This window comes from Dinghuibacter silviterrae (assembly GCF_004366355.1).
Lineage (GTDB): Bacteria > Bacteroidota > Bacteroidia > Chitinophagales > Chitinophagaceae > Dinghuibacter > Dinghuibacter silviterrae.
Genome location: NZ_SODV01000002.1, coordinates 306916 through 328775 on the forward strand (window position 1 = coordinate 306916; position 21860 = coordinate 328775).

Below are 21860 nucleotides of genomic sequence, written 5' to 3' on the forward strand. Positions count from 1 at the left end.
CATGACAAAGATGTATCAACGTACATATATTCTTGGCGCCCTGCTGTTCTGTTTCGGCTGTAGCCGTTCGAATTTCGCCGGCCTGAATACGAACCCGGACGCCGTGCTGTCCATAGACCCCAAGACCGAGCTGACGCCGGCGGAAGTGGACATTCACGTCAACGACTTTGAGGTGTTTTACGATTTTGTCCGCGACATCAAACCCTGGACGCAAACCTATGTATTACCAACAGGGAATACGTCCACTTTCCTCACGGGTGCCAGCACCAGCAACATCAACTACCGTTGGGGCAACTTTTACGGTGGGGTGGGAGACAACCTTACGGATGTGCTACACATCATTGACAATATGTCGCCGGACCTGCGTGCTCAATACCAGCAGTTCCGTGCCATCGTTTCCATCCCGCGGATCTACTATGCTTTTTATACATCGGACGCCAACGGGAGTATCCCCTATAACCAGGCGTTCCTCGCCAGGTATACCAAGCCGGCGTATTTCACACCTGTTTACGACCCGCAACAACAATTGTTTGATACCCTCGACGCCCAGTTGGCCAGGGCTGTCGCCGTCCTCGAAGCAAATCCCGCTGTGACACAGATCAGCCCGGCAGCAAACGACCTCTATTATGGAGGCGACATTGCGCACTGGATCAAAGCGGCCAACAGTCTCCGGCTGAAGATCGCGATGCGGCTGATGAAACAAGACCCCGCCAGGCTTACCGCTATTGCCAATGCCGTCCTGGCGGATCCAGTAGGGTTGATTGCTGCCAATACGGACGATTGGATCCTGTATTCCACGACGGTAGGTACCGGGGGGAACAGCAACCCCGGTCTTCAGTCCGGGGCGCGCAACACGGTTAATTTTATGTGGGCTACGACCGACCCACGCCTCCGGATCTTTTATCAACCGGCGGGAATCACCTCTGCCGATATGCTCGACTCCGCCGAGGCTCAGGGTGTGATCCCGAACTCGGTTACCTGGGACGGACAGCTCTATCGCGGCCAATACGCCAGCCCCACCGCTTCCCAGGATCCAAGCAAGGGCTATATGTTTCACCAGCTAACCTTCAGCTATAAAGGCATACCCACGCAAGTTTATTGGCCGTCCATCATCAACCAGGGTCTTACCTATTGCGTCTATAACGGTAGCGGCGGGACGAATATGTTCCCGGTGATCACCTATGCAGACGTCTGCTTTATGCGGGCGGAGCTCAGCGTGCGCGGGTTGGATAACGACAATGTACGGGCCGATTCCCTGTACTACCGCGGCATCCGTGCCTCCCTGATGGACTATGACCACTGGGGGGCCATTACCCTTCTCCCAGGATATACGCCGCTCCAGTACGCCGAAATCACGAACTACCTGGCGCAACCCGGGGTGGTCTACAACGCCTCGACAGCGCTTGAGCAGATTTGTGACCAGCAATACCTGAACTTCTTCGTTCAACCCAATGAATGTTGGGCGCTGATCAAACGGACCGGTTTTCCGGCCGTCGGTGGACAGGTCATGCCCTTTGAGGACGTCAGCGCCAGCGGTAAAATGCCCAGGCGTTACCCGGCCTTACAGCCAAGCCTTGGTGACCTCAACTACACCAATGAGACCAATGCCATCGATTCAATGGCGCTCGATCCCAACTACGGGGCGCCTTCGGATATGACGGGGCGTGTCTGGTGGGACAAGCCTTAGGATTTTCCATTTTCAGCAAAACCGGGGGCATGTTTCTACATGCCCCTTAATAAATTACAGCTGATCATTTTTATAAAAACGAATATCGTCAGGAAGAATATCGGAAAATTTTCGTCTGCAATGGACAAATGAAGAACCAAAGGTGGTACGTGAATGTTTGGCAAATGAAAAGCCCGGAGACGAAATAAAAAATGATAGGACCATACTGCCTTATGGAACAATTAGTTATTACTTTGAGTCGCAACAATGAATTGGAAGAATATCCTCGTCACTATACCTTGTATAGCGGTTTCCGGTACACTTGCCGCGCAACGTACTGATGCTAAGCATGTAATGGGTAAATACCGGAATGTGTTTAAGACCCCGCCTGTCCAAACGCCATCGGACGTTTCTGTTGACGGCCCGTTACTGGGTAACGGTTTTATAGCCGCGGCCATGGCCGGTCCACCGGACAGCCAAACTTATTTCCTCGCCCGCAATGATTTCTGGCGATTGACATCCGCATACAATGAATCTTTTCCCGCGGTCCTGGGTAAACTGCAAATCCTGGTACCCTCGCTCAAGGGCGCCTCTTACCGGGTGGAGCAGAAATTATATGAAGCGGTTACGGTTGCTGACTTTAAAAAGGGGAGCGCTTCTCTTCGGATAACGTCACTCGTTGCAGCAACAAAAGACTGGTTGGTTATTGCTCTGACAAATACCGGGACCCAAAGGCTGAACGTGCAAACGGTTTTGCGTTTGCCGGGTGATGATCAGTTTCATATAGATCCTCCAACGGTAAACAAGTTTGCCGACACGGTGGCAACAGGTAGCGGCGACGGCCTGCAATGGATAGAGCGGGGCTTTGTCAGGGGGGTGGACATACCTACTATGGCGGCGGCGGCTATTAAAACGCCGGGTGAACTCTCTATTCCGCCCGGCAAAACAGATACGCTAGTGTGCGCCCTGGCGAGCAATTTTAGCGCAAAGGATTGCCTCGCCCGGGTACTGGGGGATGTACGGAATATGCACCCGGAGGCCATTCGAAAAGCCCTCCGGGAACATGCGGACTGGTGGAGCCGCTATTGGAACGAGAGTTTCGTGAGCATTGGCGACTCATTGATTGAAGCGCTTTACTATACATCGCAGTACAATATGGCTTCCTGCAGCCGTGATCCAAAATTTCCACCCGGAATTTTTGGGAGTTGGATCACAAGGGAGATCCCTGCCTGGAACGGAGACTATCACCTCAACTACAACTACAGCGCGCCGTTTTATGCCTTGTACGCATCCAATCATCTGCAACAGGCCCGGCCTTATGAAACACCGCTGACCGATTTTTTGCTACGGGGAAAGTACTATTCGAAGAAAATTACCGGTATCGACGGTGGCGCATTGTACCCTGTAGGCATTGGGCCGCTGGGTATTGAAACCACACGGGAAGATACCATCCTTGATAAGCACGACTCCGAATACGTGTCCGGCGGGCAGGTGGAAGACGAAGGGTTGTTCTTTGGTCAGAAAAGCGACGCTGCGTATTGCGTCACCGACTTGTCCATGCAGTTTTACCACACCTATGATGTCGCGTTTACCCGCCGGGTGTATCCATTTGTAAGATCGGTGGCTGTTTTTTGGCAACATTACCTGCAAAAGGAGGGCGACCGGTATGTGATTTTGAACGATGCCATTCATGAAGGGACCATAGGGACAAAGAACCCGATCCTTTCGCTGGGGCTTGTGCCTATGGTATTGAAAACGGCGATGGATATGAGCGTGTTGCTGGGGGTGGATGAACATCTGAGGGGTGATTGGCAGGGAAAGATGGATAGCCTGTCTGCCTACCCTGTGCAACAGCGGCACGGTAAGACTGTTTTCCGCTATACCGATAGCGGGGTCGATTGGTGGGATGGTAATACACTGGGCATTCAACACATCTATCCTGCCGGCGGGATCGGATTGAGCAGCGACCCGCATTTGCTGGAAATCGCCCGAAACACCATCGACGAGATGCAACGATGGATGGATGTAAACGGGTCGAACAGTTTCTTCCCCGCGGCCGTTCGGGTAGGGTATAATGCGGACACCGTACTCAAAAGACTTCACGAGTATTGCCTGCACACGCATCCAAATGGGTTTCAACTGCACAACCCACATGGCATTGAAAATTGCAGCACGGTTCCCAATACCATCGACGAGATGCTGTGTATGTCGAACCAGCATATCCTGCGTGTATTTGCGGACTGGCCAATGAACAGGGACGCCTCTTTTTCGACCTTAAGGAGCGAAGGCGCATTCCTGGTATCGTCGGCGTTGAAAAATGGCACCGTACAATATGTAAAGATCGTAAGCGAAAAAGGACGTACCTGTGTCTTGCAAAATCCCTGGCCGGGTAGATTCCTGGTGGTCAAAAGCAATAAAGGGAGAATGGAGCGGAAATCCGGTGAGGTTATCAGCCTGCCGACGCTTCCGGGCGAGGTGCTGATGATTAAAGGGGAAGATGTTCCCTCCCTGGATGAATTGGCGTCTGATTGGATGGACGTGCCGACATTGCGGAATTTTCCTTCGGTCATGAATTTTGCCGGGGGCCTTCAGACCACCGAAAACCTTACCGGGTTTCAAAACCTGACCTTTCCACCCTATGCCGAAGGCGGAGGGATGCCTTATTCATGGGGCGAAGGATTCTCGCCAGATCCAAAAGGCCGGGGGGAATGCACGTTACGGATAAACGGACAGCCCGTCAACGCCACCGGCAGCCGGTGGCTCCCCTATGAGGTACAACGAAAGACGGTTGTCGATAGCGTCGGGATGCAATCCTTCCTTCGATTGCCGTTTGAACAAATGGGCGTTTTACAGAAATTGATCCTGGATAACAGGTCCTCCGGAAGACGCAGTCTGGTCATTTCTTTGCATTGTCACGGACGCGTGCGCCGGTATGCAAACGAGGAGTGGCGGACATGGGGGAATACGCGTCCGGACGAAACTGAACCACTTTCCGGTGCAGTAACACGGTTTGCTTTTTCGACCCGGCCATCAGAGATACACCAGGGCGAAGTCACCTGGAATGTCGTGCTTGCCCCGGGCGAGAAAAAAATCATCGAATGGGTGTGTGCCGTCGGGAACGATACCGGCAAGGTATCTTCACTGGCGGACAAGTGGGCTTCTTCATTTGGCCACCAATTCGATGCGGCAAAGATACAATGGGAGCAACGCTGGCAGGGATCGTTCACGCCCGGAAACCGTTTTTTTTCCGGACATTTTCCGGTCCTTGTTACGAGCGACCCAAAAATCAGGCGCGTGTATTATATGGGGGCCTTGACCCCTTTGTTGCTTTGTAGGACTACGTTGCCGCTTAACCGGAGGTGTTTCGTCACGGCGGGCCCCCGCTGGGCCAATACGCTGATGTATTTCTGGGACACGGAGATGTGGGCCAACACCTGGGCCATGCTGGATCCGGAAACGATGAAGGCACATCTGGAAAAATGGCTTTCTACGGATATTCATCATTGTTATGCGGTGGATTGTATGTCCGGTGGAGGCGCGGGCCCCTGGTATGCGGCGAATGACTGGTCGGTTTTTCGTTGCGTGGAAGCCTATATCGGCGTTACCGGAGACAGCGCTTTCCTACACAGGCGTATCGGAGACAAAACCGTTCTCGAACACTTGGATAGCATCGCGACTTTTTATGAATCCCGCCCTTTAAAAAAGGGGGACGCTTTGGCGGATTATGGGGGGCCTGAAAACCTGCTGGAATGTTCACCCAGCTATATCGAGGGCGTCGCTTCGTTAAATGCAGCCGATGTCTATATGCTTCGCAGGACCGCTCACTATTATAAAATATCCGGTAACGGTGTCCGGGCGGCCGATTTGATGGCTAAAGCCGGGAGGCTCCTTCCCGCTGTTTTGTCATTGTATGATGCAGGTCAGGGGGTGTGGGATGCCTTGGACAGCGCTGGACACAAGGTACCTGTCCGGCACTGTTATGACTATATCGTTACGGGGCAGGCCCTGGAAAATGACCTGTCGAGTCAGACAAAGACAGAAATGAATCGTTTCGTGTCCACTGAGCTGCGCACTAGGACATGGATGCGGGCGATGTCGCTCAAAGACCCGGCGGCGGCAAAATCTGACCGTCCCGACCATGGTCCCATGGGTAGCTATGATGCCTGGCCTCCGGAAACGATGGATGTGATGTGCCGTTTTGGAGACTTCGACGATGCAGTCGCTTTCCTGCGCGCCACCGAAGCCATGACGCACCAGGGTCCCTGGGCGCAGGCACATGAGTTCCTGGGGCCGGACAGCCGCGGTTCCGACCCTGTCGTTCGTGTGGCCAGCCGGGGAGGTCAGGACGCGAACGAAGGATGCGGCGGATCGTTTGCGGAGGTGGTGATACGCTCCTTTTTTGGGTTCCGCGCGGATCTGTCCGGCGACAAGCCAGTGTTGCTGGACCCTGGTGTTCCCCGGGGATTTGAAGGCGTATTGAAACATGTGTCCTGGAAGAAGAAAATGTATACGATTGTCAGTGATGCGAAGGGGCTCCATATTATCGGAGAATGAGATAATTGACTTTAACCTAAAATTGATTATTTTGTAAGGCAACAAGGTAAATGCTATCTCATGAACTTCTGGCGCCGGCTCCAGTTGAACAAGAAGGGGAGAGACGAGAAATATTATCCCCTTTTCGAGTATGCCTCGGATGCCATCATGGTGCTGGAATTCACCGGTCTCATCCTGGACGTGAATGAGAATATGTGCCGGCTCTTGCAATATACCCGGGACGAATTGTTATCCAAAAACCTCACGCAGTTGCTGGACCCGGATGAACTAAACCAATTCCCCCTCCGTTTCCGGGAGCTTTTTGAAGGCAGGGAGCTTTTAGCCGAAAGAAAAATGATCAAAAAGGACGGAAATATTGCTTTCGTAGAGGCGTCCGTAAAGAAAATCGACAACAGCAGGATCATTACCATTATCCGGGACATCACCTACCTGAGAACCGTGCAGAAACAGATCGCCGTGAGCGAATCCCTCTTTCGAAGCGCATTTGAACATTCGGCTATTGGGATGGGCCTGGTATCGATCGAAGGGAATTGGATCAAGGTCAACCGGCAACTATGCAGAATTGTCGGCTATAACGAGGAAGAAATGATGCGTTGCAGGTTCCAGGACATTACCCACCCGGATGACCTGGAGGCGGATCTGACGCTGCTGCGGCAAACCCTGGACGGGAAGATCAATGTCTACAGGATAGAGAAAAGGTATATCCATAAAGATGGTTCCGTCGTATGGATCAACCTCACCGCCTCCCTTATCAGGGATGAACGGAATGTCCCCATGTACTTTGTTTCCCAGGTTGAAGATGTTACTGAAAAGAAAAAAATCAGCGAGCAATTAATGGAATCCGAGAACAAGTTCCGCACCCTGGTAGAACAGTCACTGGTGGGGGTGTACATCATTAAAAACGGTGTTTTCTCTTATGTGAGTCCCAGATATGCGGAAATATTTGGCTATACGCAGGAAGAAATGACTAACAGCTTCCCTGCAGAAACCGCGGCTTATCCGGAAGACCGCCACCTATACTATGAATATACGGAGGACCGGCTTTCCGGCAGGGTCGATTATGTTCACTATGAAGCAAGAGGTATGAAGAAGGGTGGGGAACCTTTTTGGGTGGAGGTCTTCGGTTCCAGGACTTATTATGAAGGCGGCCTTGCCATTATCGGCACTTTGTTGGATATAAGCGAACGGAAAAGACAGGAAGAGAGCATGAGGGAATTGGCATCCCATCTTCAGGACATCAGGGAAGAAGAGCGATACAAGATGTCCCGGGAAATACACGATGAACTGGGCCAGCAGTTGACAGCACTGAAACTGGAGGTATCTGCCCTTCGGTTCAAGCTCACCGATGACGTCGCCCGGCAAAAGGCCGGCGAGATCATCGACCTGATCAGCACGACCATCAATACCGTCAGAAAGATTGCCACAGATCTGAGACCGTACGTTTTGGACGATCTTGGCCTCGTGGCGGCTCTCCAGTGGCAAACCCGGGAATTCGAAAAGCGGTCCGGGATAAAGAGCGCGTTCACCAGCAATGTTATAGACATAGACGTTGAACCCAAAAACGGGCTTGCGATATTTCGTATATACCAGGAGTCCCTTACGAATATTATGAGACACGCCCATGCCGGTCATGTGTCGGCCATCCTGAAAGAAGAGGAGGATTCCCTTCAGCTCATCGTCGAGGATGACGGAGACGGGTTTGATCCGACACTTTTAAAAACGACGAAATCGCTGGGATTGGTGGGGATCAAGGAGCGGGCGCTGGTCATGAACGGTCATTTTGAGATCACGACCGCACCTGGCAAGGGAACCACTCTGTCCTTGTCGATACCGTTAAGTAAAATTGTCCATCCTTAATTGTTATACATGCGCATCTTGATTGCCGATGATCACCTTGTTGTCAGGAAAGGGCTTATCAATATCCTGTCCATCAAATTTCCCTTTGCTACAATAGGTGAAGTATCCACTACCGAAGAGTTGATCGGGGAAGTTTTCAAAGAGGATTGGGACATCGTGATATCGGACATCGACATGCCCGGACGTAGCGGTCTGGAGGCCATTCAACAAATCAAGCAATTTCGCCCGAAATTACCCATATTAATACTTAGCTTCCATTCCGAACATCTTTATGCCACAAGGGTATTAAGAGCGGGAGCCTCAGGATACCTGAAGAAGGATATGGCTGCGGAAGAGTTGGTCGAGGCCATTCATAAGATCATGGCGGGCAAGAAATATATTTCCGCCACGGTAGCCGAAATGCTGGCAGAAGACCTGGACGCGCCCGGTAGCGATGTGCCGCACGAATTGCTTTCGGATCGCGAATTTGAAATATTGCGGCAACTGGCTACCGGTAAATCTATTATCGAAATTGCCGAGCTGTTCTCCATAAGTCCATCGACGGTAAGCACGCATCGGGCCAGGATACTCGCGAAAATGCACATGAAATCGAATGCAGAGCTTACCCTTTATGTCTTTGAGAACAAGCTGGGTGAAAGCTCCCCCAAACCGGAAAAATAAATACGGGGAGAATAGAAACTCTCCCCGTGTTACCAGATAGCACCTCACCGTGCCCCTGGCCAAGCCAAAAACCATAAATCTTACCTTATTCAAAAACCCGAGGCCATTTCTGGCGCCGGGAAAACCTTCGTGCCGATCTTCTAAATTGGCAAAAGTTGGCTACCCGGGAAATAGCGTTACATCGGTTGTTGAATAGTTGTAAGGCCAGGGATCATATAGCTGAACAGCTACCAATTTTTTATTGACCAGACCTCAAAAACATGCGCAAACGTTTGCCCAATGGCTCTTTTTCTTATATGTTCAGACATATTGACAATATCTGAAGAATACGAATTATTATTGTACACGATCAAACATTGAAACGATTGCACATGAAGATATGGATTGCCGCGTGTGTGTTTGCCTGCTCGTTACCTTGCAGCGCACAGGAGAAGGTCGATACCTCCGTCAGAGAAATCATTTTAGTATTCAAATCGCACCTGGATGTCGGCTATAGCGACTATGCAGAAGGGGTATTACAGAAATACACCGGGGGCAATGTGGTGGACGCGCTGGACCTGATCGATAAAACCGGGAAGCGGTTCGTATGGACCACGCCGGGATGGGAGATGAAGGAAATGCTGGAGCGTGCGCAGCCGGGGACGAAAATACGCCTCGAAGCTGCCTTACGTTCGGGGAACCTTGCGTTGAACGCCTTGCCATTCAACATCGAAACGGAAGCCTGTGACCCGGAAATGCTGGTGCGCGGGCTGGGGGTATCCTCCGCCCTTTCCCGGGAATACGGTTTGCCGTTGCCGAGGGACGCCAAACAAACCGACGTGCCGAGTCATTCCTGGATATTGCCCACGTTGCTGACCAACGCGGGCGTCCGTTTTTTGCACATTGGATGTAACTATTCTTCCGGACCGCCGGAAGTTCCCCTCCTGTTCTGGTGGGAAGGACCGGACGGGTCGCGGCTGATGACGATGTATTATGCGCCGGCATACGGTACACAACTGCTGCCCACGGTGGGCTGGCCCTTTAAGACCTGGCTGGCGCTCATGGTGAAGAATGACAACGAACCCCCACCCAGTCAAAAGGAGCTGGATGCGTTGATCGCCCGCGCACACCGGTTGGCGCCGAATGCCCGGATCCGCATAGGCCGCATCTCCGATTTTTACGACGACATCATGAAAGAGCATCCCAGCCTGCCTGTGGTCCGGGGAGATATGCCGGATACCTGGATACATGGGTATATGTCGATGCCCAGGGAAGTAAAGGGATCACGGAATACAAGCCGGGACCTGTTCGCCTGGGAATCGTTGGATGCCTTGTCGTCGTTGTGGATGAGGCGCACCAGGGATATTACGGGCGCCCTGTCCGGAGCCTATCTCAACGACCTCCTTTTCGACGAGCATACGTTCGGCTTGTCGATGAGCTATAAACAGAACGGCGTGTGGGGGTATGGCGATGCGTTCAAGCTGAACCGGGCGGAAGGTATGTACGACGATATAGAGCGGTCCTGGCATGAAAAAGGGGACAGGGAATTCGACGCGGAGAAAATCGTCGTGCCTTCGATGAAAAGACAAATGCAACAATTGGCTTTGAACATTGACGTCTCCGGGAAGCGTATCCTGGTGTATAACGAGCTGCCATGGTCCAGGGATGGGGTAGTGACGGTCAAAGAAAGCAGCCCCGGCTCCGCTGTAAAAGACCTTAGGACGGGCGAGGTAATACCTGTATCCAATGAGGACAACATCATAAGATTTACGGCAAAGAATGTCCCGCCCATGGGGTATGCCTGTTATACCCTTCAGGCGGAAAATGCCACCCCGGCACACGACAATATGAGGATCGACACGGCGACGGCTTCCATCGAAAATAACTATGTCGTGGTGAGGTTCGACACCGCCCATGGTTGTATCCGCTCGATCCTGGATAAAAAGACGGGCAGTGACATGGTGGACACGACACAAGGATATGGATTCGGGCAGTATTTGTACGAGCGATATAGTAAGAAGGATGCCGACGATTATTGTCTCGCCTACTCGAAGCCCTACGGCACCCATCCCAGCGATGCCGAATTCGCAAGACCTTTTTTGCCGGAAGGGGCTCATGTGTCCGTCGCAGGGGGCGCGGCAAGGATGTTTTTTTCCAGGGATGCGGCGGGTCTCCATGCATCGATGATGATCAGTAAGCCGCACGATTATGTCATTACGGTCACATTACCCGAAGACTCGACGGGTATCGAACTGACCTGGAGTATCAACGGGAAGCCGGCGGATCCCTGGCCGGAAGCCGGATGGCTCTGTTTCCCGTTCAATGTGAAACAACCGGTATTTAAATTGGGCCGGCTGGGCGCCATTGTCGACCCCTCCAAAGGTTTTATCAAAGGCAGCAATATGGACTACGGTTTTCTGAATACCGGCATGGCCGTTCTGGATAGCGGTGACCAGGGATTCGGACTGTGTTCCCCCGAGGCACCCGGGATCAGCCTGGGAACACCGGGACTATGGAAGTATTCCAGGGAATTCGGGTCCCGGAAACCGGTTGTATTTGTCAATCTGTATAACAACCTTTGGGGAACCAATTTTACAGAATGGGTAGAAGGTTCCTGGTCGGTTCGGATGAAATTGTGGCGTGTCGGGGCATTCGATAATGAACGCTCCATCATCACGCCTTCCGCTGAATTCAGGTCGCCCCTAAGGGCCGTGCTCGTGGAAGGACCGAAAGGTCCACTTCCAGCTTCTGCGCCGGGTATACGGTTGTCTATGAAAGGAGTGATGGTCACCGCGTTTGGGCAAAATCCGGATGGGAACGGAACGCTGCTGCGTCTCTGGGAAGAGGCCGGCCGGTCCGGGAAATGCACCGTGCAATTACCGGCTGGATTTACCTCCGCCCAGTTCTGCGACCTCAGGGGAGAACCGGTGTCAAAACCGTTTCCGCTCGTAAATGGGCAAATGGAATTGGCCATCGAGGCTAACCGGCCGCTGTCGATCATTTTAAAATAAAACGATTGCTATGATCAATGATCTTTCGCTGAGGCTGAGCCCGATCGGCGGCCTATTTGAACAACCCGCCAGCGTACAGGAGTGGGAACCGTATATACTTTCCGAAACGCAGGTCGAATCGTTCCGGAAGGATGGATTTGTAAAAGATGTCCCCATCCTCAGTCCTGGACAAGTGGACCTCCTGAATCAGGAAATTATCCGGTTGCAGGCACCGGGCGAGGAAGAAAAAAAATTGTTCTATCATTATGAGAGCAACGAGTCGGAGGACCCCGACAAGGTACTCTTCCATGCCATTGGCGGGTGGAGGTTGACACCTGGTTTCCATGACCTGATCTGGTCGCCAGCCTATCGGATGGCCGCCTATCAGTTGCTGGGCAGTTCGGTCCGTTTTTTTCATGACCAATTGTTTTGCAAACCCGCCCGGCATGGCGGCGTCGTCGCCTGGCACCAGGATTTTTCCTATTGGACATTCACCAAGCCGATGCACCACCTGACCTGCTGGATCGGGCTCGACGATGCGACCACTGAAAACGGTTGTTTGTATTTCGTGCCGGGGAGCCACCGGTGGGGCTTGCTGCCCATCACCGGTCTGACGGGCGACATGGACGCGGTCCGGAGCATTTTAACGGAGGCGCAGGCGGTGGCCTTCGACCGGAAGGTTGCCAATGTCATGCCCAAGGGATTTGCGAGCTTTCATCACCCGTTGACCATGCACGGCTCTTATGCCAACCATTCGGAGCGGCCCAGGAGGGCGGTCGTGCTCAACGCGATGGCGCACGGAACAATGGGCAATACCTTTAATTACGAGCGGATGGATGCGTTAAAGCATTTTCCATCCATGCTACAGGATCATGTACTCGACAGCCGCTTTTTCCCCTTGCTATTTGACGGGGATGCGGCATTGCCGTCGCTTGATATACCGAAAATAGATCCGAAGGAATTATATGAAACCGACTAATCTGCAATTTTTTTGCCCCCGCTGGGGAAGCGAGGGCACGGGATGGGAGACTTTTTTTGCCCGCCTCAAAGCGGAAGGATATAACGGCATGGAATGGGGCGTCGCCTTGGATACGCCCCACGCGGAGCTGGATAAGATCTGGGACCTGGCGGAGCAAAAGAGGGTCGCTGTTATCCTTCAACATTACGATACGGTGGATGCGGACTTTAACCGGCATTACGATACCTATTGCCGGTGGCTGTCCATGGTGAAAGGATACCCGGCGGTGAAGATCAATTCGCAAACCGGACGGGACATTTTCACCTTCGACCAGAACAAAGCGTTGATCGAAGCTGCGACGCAATTCACCGTCGATACGGACATAGCGGTGGTCCATGAGACCCACCGGCACAAATTCTCTTTTGCCGCCCATATCGCCAAAGAATTTTTGCAGAGGATACCCCATCTTCGTTTGACGCTGGATGTGTCACATTGGGTGTGCGTAGCGGAGTCATACCTTGAAGATCAGAAAGAAACAGTGGCGCTGGCCATAGAGCGGGCCGATCACCTGCATGCGCGCGTCGGATACCCCGAAGGTCCGCAGATCCCGGATCCCCGGGTGCCGGAGTGGGATATTGCGTTGCGGCACCACCTCGTGTGGTGGGATGCGGTCGTGGCCAGACACAGGGCGCAAAACAAACCGCTGACGGTCACGCCCGAATTCGGCCCTTATCCTTACATGGTGGAATTGCCCTTCACCCGTCAACCCCTCACCAGCCAATGGGAGATCAACGCCTGGATGATGCGGATGCTCGGGGAGCGGTACCGCTAGTGCGCAAACGTATGCGCAGTCTAATACTGCCGCTATTTTGATATGCTCCCGTTTGAAAAAAAACAATGTTTATCATTGTACATCCCTACCCGAAATCGGCTAATCGCTTTGAGTATTGACTGCTGTTTTCTATTAAAACCTGCTTCCAGATGATCGATTTATTTTCGCTGAAACGGGCAGCATTTTTGTTGCTGTTTTCCTTGTTTTTGTACGGTGCCGAGGCTCAACGGACAATAACCACACAGTATTTTTCGATGACCTTAAACGGCAAGGGGTATATCATGCATATGGAGAACACCTCGGTGACCCCTCACCGCGAATTCTGCCCCTCGGACAAGCCGTCGCCGTTGCTGTGTCTATACGACAGTAAGAGGAATACCTATTTCTACCCGATCGCGGCCAGCTATTCCGGGCGGTCGGCGCGCCTGCACTACGCAAACGGTTCGGTGGCCACCGTCACCATTTCCACGGTCCACAACCAGTACTTCAAATTCGTCCTGCAGGACGTCATCCCGCGCCACGGGATTGACGCGGTCCAGTGGGGGCCATATCATACGAACATCACGAACCTCTTCGGGGAGATCATCGGGGTGGCGCGGGATACCAGCGAGACAGGGAATTTTGCCATCGGCGCCCTGGCGTTGAACGACACCACGGTTGGCGGACCTGCTGCGGATCAGGTACCTTTTCAATACATCATACATACACCCGATCCAAAGCGGTTTCCGCTTCCCGCCGGTCTTTGGGAAGGAGAGAACTTTTCGGTCGGGGGAGATGGTATAAACGATGTTGCTTTTTACTCCCACCCGGAAGAATATTTCAGGATGCTATACGGGGATGCCGCTTCCGTGGATAGCGTGGGCCGGATATCGATCTATTACCATGCGATAGACAGGCGCCAGAAAAGATCCATCTATCCCTTTTCCCCCACACAGCTTCCAGCCAACGCGGCTGTCCACCAGGACGTACAACAGGTCCCATTCGTAGACGTAAAAGGATCGTCTATTGCTTTTTATGGATGTCCCGATAGCGTAGCACTTTTGGGGGTCATCAGGAACATTGTGCTGAACGAAGGGTTGCCCTACCCGGCGTACGCCTTCAACGGTAGTGCCAGCCGGATTTGGGTAAAAGACCCCGCACGGTACACCCCGGACGTCGCCACCGCAGGTAGGTTGTTCGATAGCACCATTTCGTATGTACGCCAGATGGGATTCAAGGCGGTCCAGGCGGAAGACCTGCCTTTTTACTGGCCCAACAGGGCGGACCGGGGATACATAGACGGAGACCCGGCCGACAAGTTCCCCTTCCATTTCACCGCGGGCAACAAGACCCATAAGCAGTTTTCGGATATGTCCAACCCGTTCGGCATCGATATCGGGCGACATACGGTGACGACGGCGCTTGGCCGGGGTACGAAGGATGTGAATCCCCCCAGCGACAGCCTTTGCGTGCTGTTGACAAGAATCCTGGCAAAGGGCATCGATGCGACCGACCGGGTGATCACGGTCACCGATCCGACCTATCTGGATGAAACGGGATCCGCCGAAGGGCACGATACGACGTTGAACATCCTGAAGATAGGCAAAGAGCTCATCCATTACATAGGCGTAAGCAAAACCGTTCCCTATACGCTGCAAAATGTCACCAGGGGATATTGGGGGACGACGGCTACACCACACGCCAAGGGCGACATGATTTATAAAATGCAGGCAAGCTGCGGCGGCGGGTACGCCGGCCTGATCCCGGATATCAATTTGCAGGATTCCATTGCAGCCTACTATGCAGACGTCAGTATCAAAAACGGAATCCATTTTATCGATTGGGATGGGGAGGAATTCCTGTTCGACCAGGGGATGGGTACGTACTCGGTCAAGAGGTTTCATCGTGTGTTGTTCCAACGGGCCGCCGAAGGCGGCATTTCCTACATGCGGATCATGGGCGCGGGTGTCAGCGAAGGTTCCTGGCACTATCAAAGCGTGTGGAATGTAGGGGGCGGAAAGAATATGTACGACCAGGTACACCGGAGCTGGGGGATCGAGGGCAAGGATATACGCAATGTGGCGTTTGCCAATTATTTCCCCGCGACCTTCGGGATCACCGAGGGCATCGGGCCTTCCACCACCGTCCAGCAGTTTGAAAACCTGGAGGCCATTTCCGTCGGCGTAGGGGTGACCTATATGTTGGAACTCCGGCAGAGCAGCGTGGAATCCTGCCCGGTCAAGTATGGCATTTTCTCCGCCATCAGGACCTGGGAGAACGCCCGGGCTGCCGGTGCCTTCCCCCGGTGGCTCAAAAACGAACTGGCTGACCCCACACAATATTTCCATCTCCAGCAAGTCGACGCGGATCATTGGGACTTGTACCGGGTCGACGCCGGTGGGAAGAACCCCATTTTGTACATAAAACTTTCCAGGGAGGCGGGGTATTAAGATGGTGAAACGATGGATAACGATACTGATGCTGACGGGCACCGCGTCCGCACAATTGAACCAACGGCTGGGTTTGCTTCGGGGAAACCTGGTGGTGACCGCGCGTCGGTACGAAGGCGCCGACATGGTCAGGGAAGATACGTTATACCCTTCCCGGAATCAAGCGCTTCAGTTGACGCTCCATGTACGCGATGTACCGGGAGCAATAGACATCACTGCCTCCTGCAAAGCGAGGACTGCCATCCCGGCCACGGCCGTAGCGGTGTCTTTCAACTTTGCCGGTTGGGACCGCTCGAACTATGTTCTGGTACCCGCGTCCGTGTATAACGGCAACCGTTACCGGGCGATCGGGAATGGATACAATCCGCAGTATCCCCGGGATATGTACTACAACCCACACGTACAGCTAACCATTTCCAATAATCCGAGACTGGCCCTGGACAACGGGCAATCCTCCTGTATCGAATTGCAGACAGGCAACGCGGCCACGCCCGCCCTTTGTTTTTTCTCCCCACGGCTGAAGAAAGGATGCATCATCCTGACCACCCAGGGAACAAGGGTGGGGTACAACGGGTTGACGGTTGCCGAAAATGCGCGTCAGGACAGTTGCTCGTTCCAGGTCAGTGCGCCCGCCCTGCGGAAGCTGGCGGCCGGTTTCGGGGATTTTCATCCAAGCGGTGACAAGGCGCCGGACTGGGCGGAAGGGGATTCCCTAACGCTCCGGTTCCGGGTCTTTGTATTCGATGCGCGGGACATACCCGCCTTGCTGCGCAAGTTTTTACAGGTGCGCAAATCGCTGACCGGCCCCAACCAACCCCGTAACCTGTTACCGAAAAGTCAACAGTTTGCGTGGGGAACCGACATCAGCCGGGGGCTTTGGTCGGAGAACCCGGCCGGCAATTATTACCTGCCGGAAAACAACCGGGACTTTCAACTGGGGTGGGTCGGCGGCTTGATGAATACCTATCCGCTGCTGGCGTTGGATAGTCCCCTGGAACGGGAACGCGTCGGGCAGGAAATGGACTTCGTCGTCAACAAATTGCAAGGCCGGAGTGGCTTTTTTTACGGCGGGATCACCGCGGACGGCCAAATCATACCGGAAAAGATGAGTCCCGATTACCCCGCGATCCAGGCCATGGTACGCAAAAACGGGGACGCGTTGTTCTGGATGATCAAACACCTGGCGTTGCTCAGGGCCCAGGGACACGGGCCTTTTATAAAAAAGGAATGGGAGGCGTCCGCCCGGAAACTGGCCCAGGCCTTTGTCCGGACATGGAAACGCTACGGCCAGTTCGGACAGTACATCGTACCGGACAACGGAGACATCGCGGTATTCAATTCCGCGGCCGGCGCCATCGCACCGGCGGGTCTTGTGCTGGCGTACGATTATTTCAAGGACCCGGAATTCCTCGCGGTAGCCAAAGCGGCGGCCGCCTACTATTACGAGCGGGATGTGGTGAAACAGGGGCTGACCGGCGGCAACTGCGGGGACATCTCGCAGGATGCGGATTCTGAATCCGCCTTCGGTTTTCTCGAATCCCTGATGGCGTTGTACCATGCCACCGGGGATCCTCTTTGGTTAAAAAGAGCGGAAACAGAAGCGGCACTTTGTTCGACCTGGACGCTTTCGTATGATGAACAATTTCCTCCCCGCTCGGATATCGGCCGGCTGGGGGCGCACATGGCGGGAGCGGTTTTTGCCAGCATACAGAATAAACACGCGGCACCGGGTACGTGTACCTCATCCGACGATGAATTGTTCAAACTTTACCGGGCAACGGGCAATCAGTTATATGCGGACCTGATCCGGGACATCCAACACGCGGCCTCGGAAGCGGTAAACCGTCCGGGGCACCTGACGACCCACAACCTGACCGGGTCTTCCATGGAACGGATCCAGCCCTCCGATGCCGAGGGGCGTGGTGCGACCGGTAATTTTATCAACACCCGGAATACCTGGACGGAAACGGATGGGGTGCTGATGGCAATGGAGCTACCGGGGGTATACCTCCAGACGGATACGAAAAGGATCGAGGTTTTCGATCATGTATCGGCAAAGATATTACCCGGTGACGACCTCTTGTTAGAGAACCCCACCGTGTACGACGCCTTCGTGTCGGTGATGGCCGAGACCAGCCGGCAGGCGGCCGTCCCCATGGGGTATACCGCCTTCCTTCATTGGCCGGTGGTGAAGGTGAAGGCCGGTGGCCGGACAGTGGTACACGTGAGCACGGACGGACGACTGTCCGATGTGCGCTTCGCGAATGCAAAACCCTTTGTTATCCCGGGGATACAGGAATGGTCTGGTGACTTCGGTCATTTTCATATCGGCGGCGGGTCTGCGATCGTGCTCGACCCGGCCGGTACGGATAGGCTACAAACGGCTGCCCGTGTGCTTCAGGGGGACCTTAAGATCCCCGTCAGGGTAGGAAAGCCTTCCACGGGTGATATATGGCTTAGCCTGGACGCCACCGACACTACACTGGGAAGGGAAGGATATTTGATGGATGTAACGCCTTCGGTGCTACGTATTTCCGCAAGGAATCCGCAGGGCCTTTTCTGGGGCACCAGGACCTTGCTCCAGGTTTTGGAGCAGGACAGTTTGCACCGGCGTTTCCCCTGCGGCGTCGTGCGCGACTTTCCCAAATATGCCATCCGCGGATTTATGCTTGATGCTGGGCGCAAGTTCTTCCCCATGGACGTCCTGAAACAATATGTGAAGTTCATGGCCTACTACAAAATGAACGACTTCCATATACACCTCAACGACGATGGATTTCATGCGAAGGGCGGCTCCTGGGACAGCACCTATGCTGCATTCCGGCTCGAATGCGAGACCTATCCGGCGCTGACCGCCAGGGACGGCTCGTACACAAAAAAAGAGTTCAGGGAATTTGAGGCGTTTGCCCATTCGTACGGGGTCAACATCGTACCGGAAATCGATGTCCCGGCGCATTCCCTGGCGTTTACACGGATGCGCCCCGAGATCGGGAGCAAACAGTACGGGATGGACCACCTCGACCTCGACAACCCAGTCACCTACCGGGTCATCGACAGCATCTTCACGGAATACCTGGCAGGACCCGACCCCGTATTTTCGGGCCCGGACGTACACATCGGGACCGACGAGTATAACAAAAAAGCCGCGGAGCAATTCCGGGCCTTTAGCGATCATTATATCCGCCTGGTACAAGGATACGGCAAAAGGGTCCGGCTTTGGGGCGCCCTCACCCACGCGGCGGGCGTGACGCCGGTCACCTCGAAAGGGGTCACGATGAATGTCTGGTACAACGGGTACGCCGATCCAAGGGAAATGGAAAAGTTGGGTTATGATATCATATCCACCCCGGATGACTGGGTATACATCGTCCCGGGGGCGAACTACTACCATGACTATCTCGACACCGCCAAGCTGTATAACGAATGGGAACCCATCCAGGTGGGCGACGTCCGTTTCCCCGAAGGAGATCCACAGATCAAGGGGGGCTCTTTCGCCGTGTGGAACGATAAAATAGGCAGCGGCATTACCCTGCAGGACATTCACAACCGCGTATTCCCGGCAATGCGGGTGTTGGCGCAAAAGATGTGGAGAGGGACCGATACGACGATGTCTTTCGCCGCCTTTTGCGAGGGCGCGCGTTACATAGGACTCGCTTTCGCACCTGCAAACGCCTTCCGGTATTGAAGCGGTGTCATACGTTTGACCTTCAGGAATTGCTTGTGGAAGTTGGCCATCGTGTTATAACCGCTTTCGTAGCAGATGTCCGATACGGAAGCCTGGGTGTCGACGAGCAGCGAGCACGCAAAGCCGATACGGACCTCGTTGAGGAAGTCGATGTACGTTTTTTTCGTGCACTTTTTGAAATAGTTGCAGAAGGCGGGGACGCTCATGCAGGCAATGTCCGCGGCCTGCCGGAGTGTAATAGGTTCTCTGAAGGATTGGATGGTATATTGGAAAACACGGTCGATGGCGGTCGTACCGGGGTTCGGCCGGATATCCTGGGTCGATACCGCCTCGAACGTCCTTTCCTCCGCGATCAGGTGGAGGCATTCACCAAGAAGAAGGATCCGGGTAAATCCTTTTGCATGCTCCAACTGATTGATGCGGGGGGCAAGTTGCCGAAGAAGCGAGCCGCAGATTTTGAGCCCATGGCGGGCTTCGTCGAGGAGCAGCCGGATGGAGCGGCTTTCAGGGATTCGCAGGAATTCCCCGCCCCAGAAGTCGTCGAGGAACTGTACGACAACGGCGGACGTAACAAGGTCCGGGTCCCGTTTTTGAAAAGTATGGGGGAGGTTGCTTCCAAGGAGGTAGACGTCTCCCGTCTCGAATTCGCCAACGTGATTCCCCACGAAACTCAGACCGGCGCCCTCGGTGAAGAGGATCAACTCGTGTTCGGTGTGCTGGTGCCAGCCGACCTCGAAATGAGGTGTCCGGTACGTCCTCGCCACGAACGATCCGTCTTCATTGAGCGGGAGTTTCTGTGTCAGGGGCTTCATGGTTCGACTATATTTAGTCCTTGGACGAATTTAAGAATCTTTCGATATTAAAATAGTTTAGTTTTTCAATATGATAGCGTTGTCACGATAAACCCGTGCCTCGTAATTTACCATGGTGAATAGGAAATTTATGATTACCGTCAGCGGTGTCGCGGCACTGGGCGGTTTGCTTTTTGGTTTTGATACCGCGGTGATCTCCGGGGCCATTCCGGCCATCACTGCCTATTTCAAACTCGATGGCAACGCCCTTGGCTGGGCGGTCGGCGCCGTATTGATCGGTTGTGCAGTGGGCGCGTTGTTCGCCGGACGGCTGGCCGATGCGCTGGGGCGGCGGTTTATGCTGATCGTTTGCGCATTTCTTTTTGCTGCATCGGGGATAGGTGCGGGGCTGTCCGGCAGTCTCCCGGTATTTATCGCATTCCGCCTGGCCGGCGGACTGGGCGTCGGAGCGGCCGCGATGGTCTCTCCCATGTATATAGCAGAGATTTCCCCGGCGGCCTGGCGGGGGCGGCTGGTGTCCCTGTATCAGCTGGCGATCGTTTTGGGGATCCTGGGTGCTTATTTCTCGAACTATACGCTGGCAGGAATAGGCAGGGACGACTGGCGTCTGATGTTTGCTTCCCAGGCCGCGCCATCCGCTTTGTTTGCCGTCTTATTGTGTTTTGTCCCGGAAACGCCGCGGTGGCTGGCGGCGAAGGGTAAAAAGACCCACGCTTTGCTTGTCCTGGGGAAGATCAATGGACTAGTGGACGCGCCTGCCCTTTTGGAGCAGATTGACCGGAGTTTTGAAGGTCAGCAAATTGGTGTGGCGGAGGTGTGGAAGAAAAGTTACCGTCCGGCCATGATCACGGGGATACTTCTGGCCGTTTTTCAGCAGGTCACCGGCATCAATGCGATCATCTACTATGCCCCCGTCATTTTTCAACATATAGGAGGAAACATGGCGTCCCCCTTGTTGCAAACCATCGCCATCGGGGTGGTCAATGTCCTGGCGACCTGTGTCGCCATAGGCCTGGTCGATAAATGGGGACGCCGGCAATTACTGGTGGCGGGTTGTGTGCTCATGGGGCTCATGCTGACCGCCCTGGGGTTGTGTTTCCGCTTCGGCTATTTCGGCCATTACCTGGTGCTCATCTTCATGTTACTGTACGTGGCTGCCTTCGGGTGTACCCTGGGCGCCGTCGTCTGGGTATACCTATCGGAGATGTTCCCCAACCGCATTAGGGGAATGGCGCTTTCTATAGCGACACTGGCGTTATGGGTGGCGGACTTTGCCGTCACCTATTCTTTCCCGGTGATGACGGAGCGGCTGGGGACCGCCTCCATATTTTTCGTCTACGCGGCGTTTTGCCTGATCGCCTTTCTCTTTATCCTCGTCAAAGTACCGGAGACAAAGGGGCGGTCGCTGGAAGAGGCCGAAGCATTATTTGAATAGTAC

General features: G+C 54.0%; 11 protein-coding genes. 10 read left to right on the forward strand and 1 reads right to left on the reverse strand.

Translation table 11 applies throughout. From position 1 onward, the window contains the following. The first annotated feature begins 1 nt into the window (after window position 1). The 9 genes from EDB95_RS18445 to EDB95_RS18485 all read left to right on the forward strand — a co-directional run bounded on the left by EDB95_RS18445 (window position 2) and on the right by EDB95_RS18485 (window position 19610). The gene (locus EDB95_RS18445; protein ID WP_133995700.1) at window positions 2–1687 is read left to right on the forward strand and encodes a SusD/RagB family nutrient-binding outer membrane lipoprotein; all 1686 of its coding nucleotides are present in this window, start codon (window positions 2–4) and stop codon (window positions 1685–1687) included. A gap of 351 nt (window positions 1688–2038) precedes the next feature. Continuing rightward, window positions 2039–6220, forward strand: a complete 4182-nt coding sequence (locus EDB95_RS18450; RefSeq protein WP_133995703.1) for a glycosyl hydrolase family 95 catalytic domain-containing protein — start codon at window positions 2039–2041, stop codon at window positions 6218–6220. Between the two features lie 60 nt (window positions 6221–6280). Next, complete coding sequence (locus EDB95_RS18455) at window positions 6281–8077, forward strand: PAS domain-containing sensor histidine kinase (RefSeq protein ID WP_133995705.1); 1797 nt, start codon at window positions 6281–6283, stop codon at window positions 8075–8077. 9 nt (window positions 8078–8086) lie between these two features. Beyond that, the gene (locus EDB95_RS18460; RefSeq protein ID WP_133995707.1) at window positions 8087–8737 is read left to right on the forward strand and encodes a response regulator; all 651 of its coding nucleotides are present in this window, start codon (window positions 8087–8089) and stop codon (window positions 8735–8737) included. Between the two features lie 371 nt (window positions 8738–9108). Beyond that, window positions 9109–11727, forward strand: a complete 2619-nt coding sequence (locus EDB95_RS18465) for a hypothetical protein (protein WP_133995708.1) — start codon at window positions 9109–9111, stop codon at window positions 11725–11727. Between the two features lie 10 nt (window positions 11728–11737). Continuing rightward, window positions 11738–12685 carry a phytanoyl-CoA dioxygenase family protein gene (locus EDB95_RS18470; protein WP_133995710.1) on the forward strand — a complete coding sequence of 316 codons (948 nt, stop codon included), beginning with the start codon at window positions 11738–11740 and terminating at the stop codon, window positions 12683–12685. Then, window positions 12672–13496, forward strand: coding sequence for a sugar phosphate isomerase/epimerase (locus EDB95_RS18475; RefSeq protein ID WP_133995712.1), 825 nt, complete (start codon window positions 12672–12674; stop codon window positions 13494–13496). The genes EDB95_RS18470 and EDB95_RS18475 overlap by 14 nt, the downstream gene beginning before the upstream one ends. Window positions 13497–13645: 149 nt before the next feature. Continuing rightward, entirely contained in the window at window positions 13646–15925 is a 2280-nt protein-coding gene (locus tag EDB95_RS18480; protein ID WP_133995714.1) for a hypothetical protein, read from the forward strand. A 4-nt stretch (window positions 15926–15929) separates the two neighbouring features. Then, a complete protein-coding gene (locus tag EDB95_RS18485) occupies window positions 15930–19610 on the forward strand; it encodes a family 20 glycosylhydrolase (protein WP_162852677.1) in 3681 nt (1226 codons plus the stop codon). On the opposite strand, the gene EDB95_RS18490 is transcribed toward EDB95_RS18485, so the two are convergent. Further along, on the reverse strand, window positions 19565–20422 hold the full coding sequence (locus tag EDB95_RS18490) for an AraC family transcriptional regulator (protein WP_133995718.1): 858 nt from the start codon (window positions 20420–20422) through the stop codon (window positions 19565–19567). The genes EDB95_RS18485 and EDB95_RS18490 overlap by 46 nt on opposite strands. A 112-nt stretch (window positions 20423–20534) precedes the next feature. On the opposite strand from EDB95_RS18490, the gene EDB95_RS18495 reads away from it, so the two are divergent. Continuing rightward, entirely contained in the window at window positions 20535–21857 is a 1323-nt protein-coding gene (locus EDB95_RS18495) for a sugar porter family MFS transporter (protein WP_133995720.1), read from the forward strand. The last annotated feature ends 3 nt before the right edge of the window (window positions 21858–21860 follow it).

What these genes read in the sequence shown, in the direction of transcription:
- EDB95_RS18445 (WP_133995700.1), top strand. Translation starts at nt 2, where the DNA reads ATGACAAAGATGTATCAACGTACATATATTCTTGGCGCCCTGCTGTTC.
- EDB95_RS18455 (WP_133995705.1), top strand. Translation starts at nt 6,281, where the DNA reads ATGAACTTCTGGCGCCGGCTCCAGTTGAACAAGAAGGGGAGAGACGAG.
- EDB95_RS18460 (WP_133995707.1), top strand. Translation starts at nt 8,087, where the DNA reads ATGCGCATCTTGATTGCCGATGATCACCTTGTTGTCAGGAAAGGGCTT.
- EDB95_RS18465 (WP_133995708.1), top strand. Translation starts at nt 9,109, where the DNA reads ATGAAGATATGGATTGCCGCGTGTGTGTTTGCCTGCTCGTTACCTTGC.
- EDB95_RS18470 (WP_133995710.1), top strand. Translation starts at nt 11,738, where the DNA reads ATGATCAATGATCTTTCGCTGAGGCTGAGCCCGATCGGCGGCCTATTT.
- EDB95_RS18475 (WP_133995712.1), top strand. Translation starts at nt 12,672, where the DNA reads ATGAAACCGACTAATCTGCAATTTTTTTGCCCCCGCTGGGGAAGCGAG.
- EDB95_RS18480 (WP_133995714.1), top strand. Translation starts at nt 13,646, where the DNA reads ATGATCGATTTATTTTCGCTGAAACGGGCAGCATTTTTGTTGCTGTTT.
- EDB95_RS18490 (WP_133995718.1), bottom strand. Translation starts at nt 20,422, where the DNA reads ATGAAGCCCCTGACACAGAAACTCCCGCTCAATGAAGACGGATCGTTC.
- EDB95_RS18495 (WP_133995720.1), top strand. Translation starts at nt 20,535, where the DNA reads ATGGTGAATAGGAAATTTATGATTACCGTCAGCGGTGTCGCGGCACTG.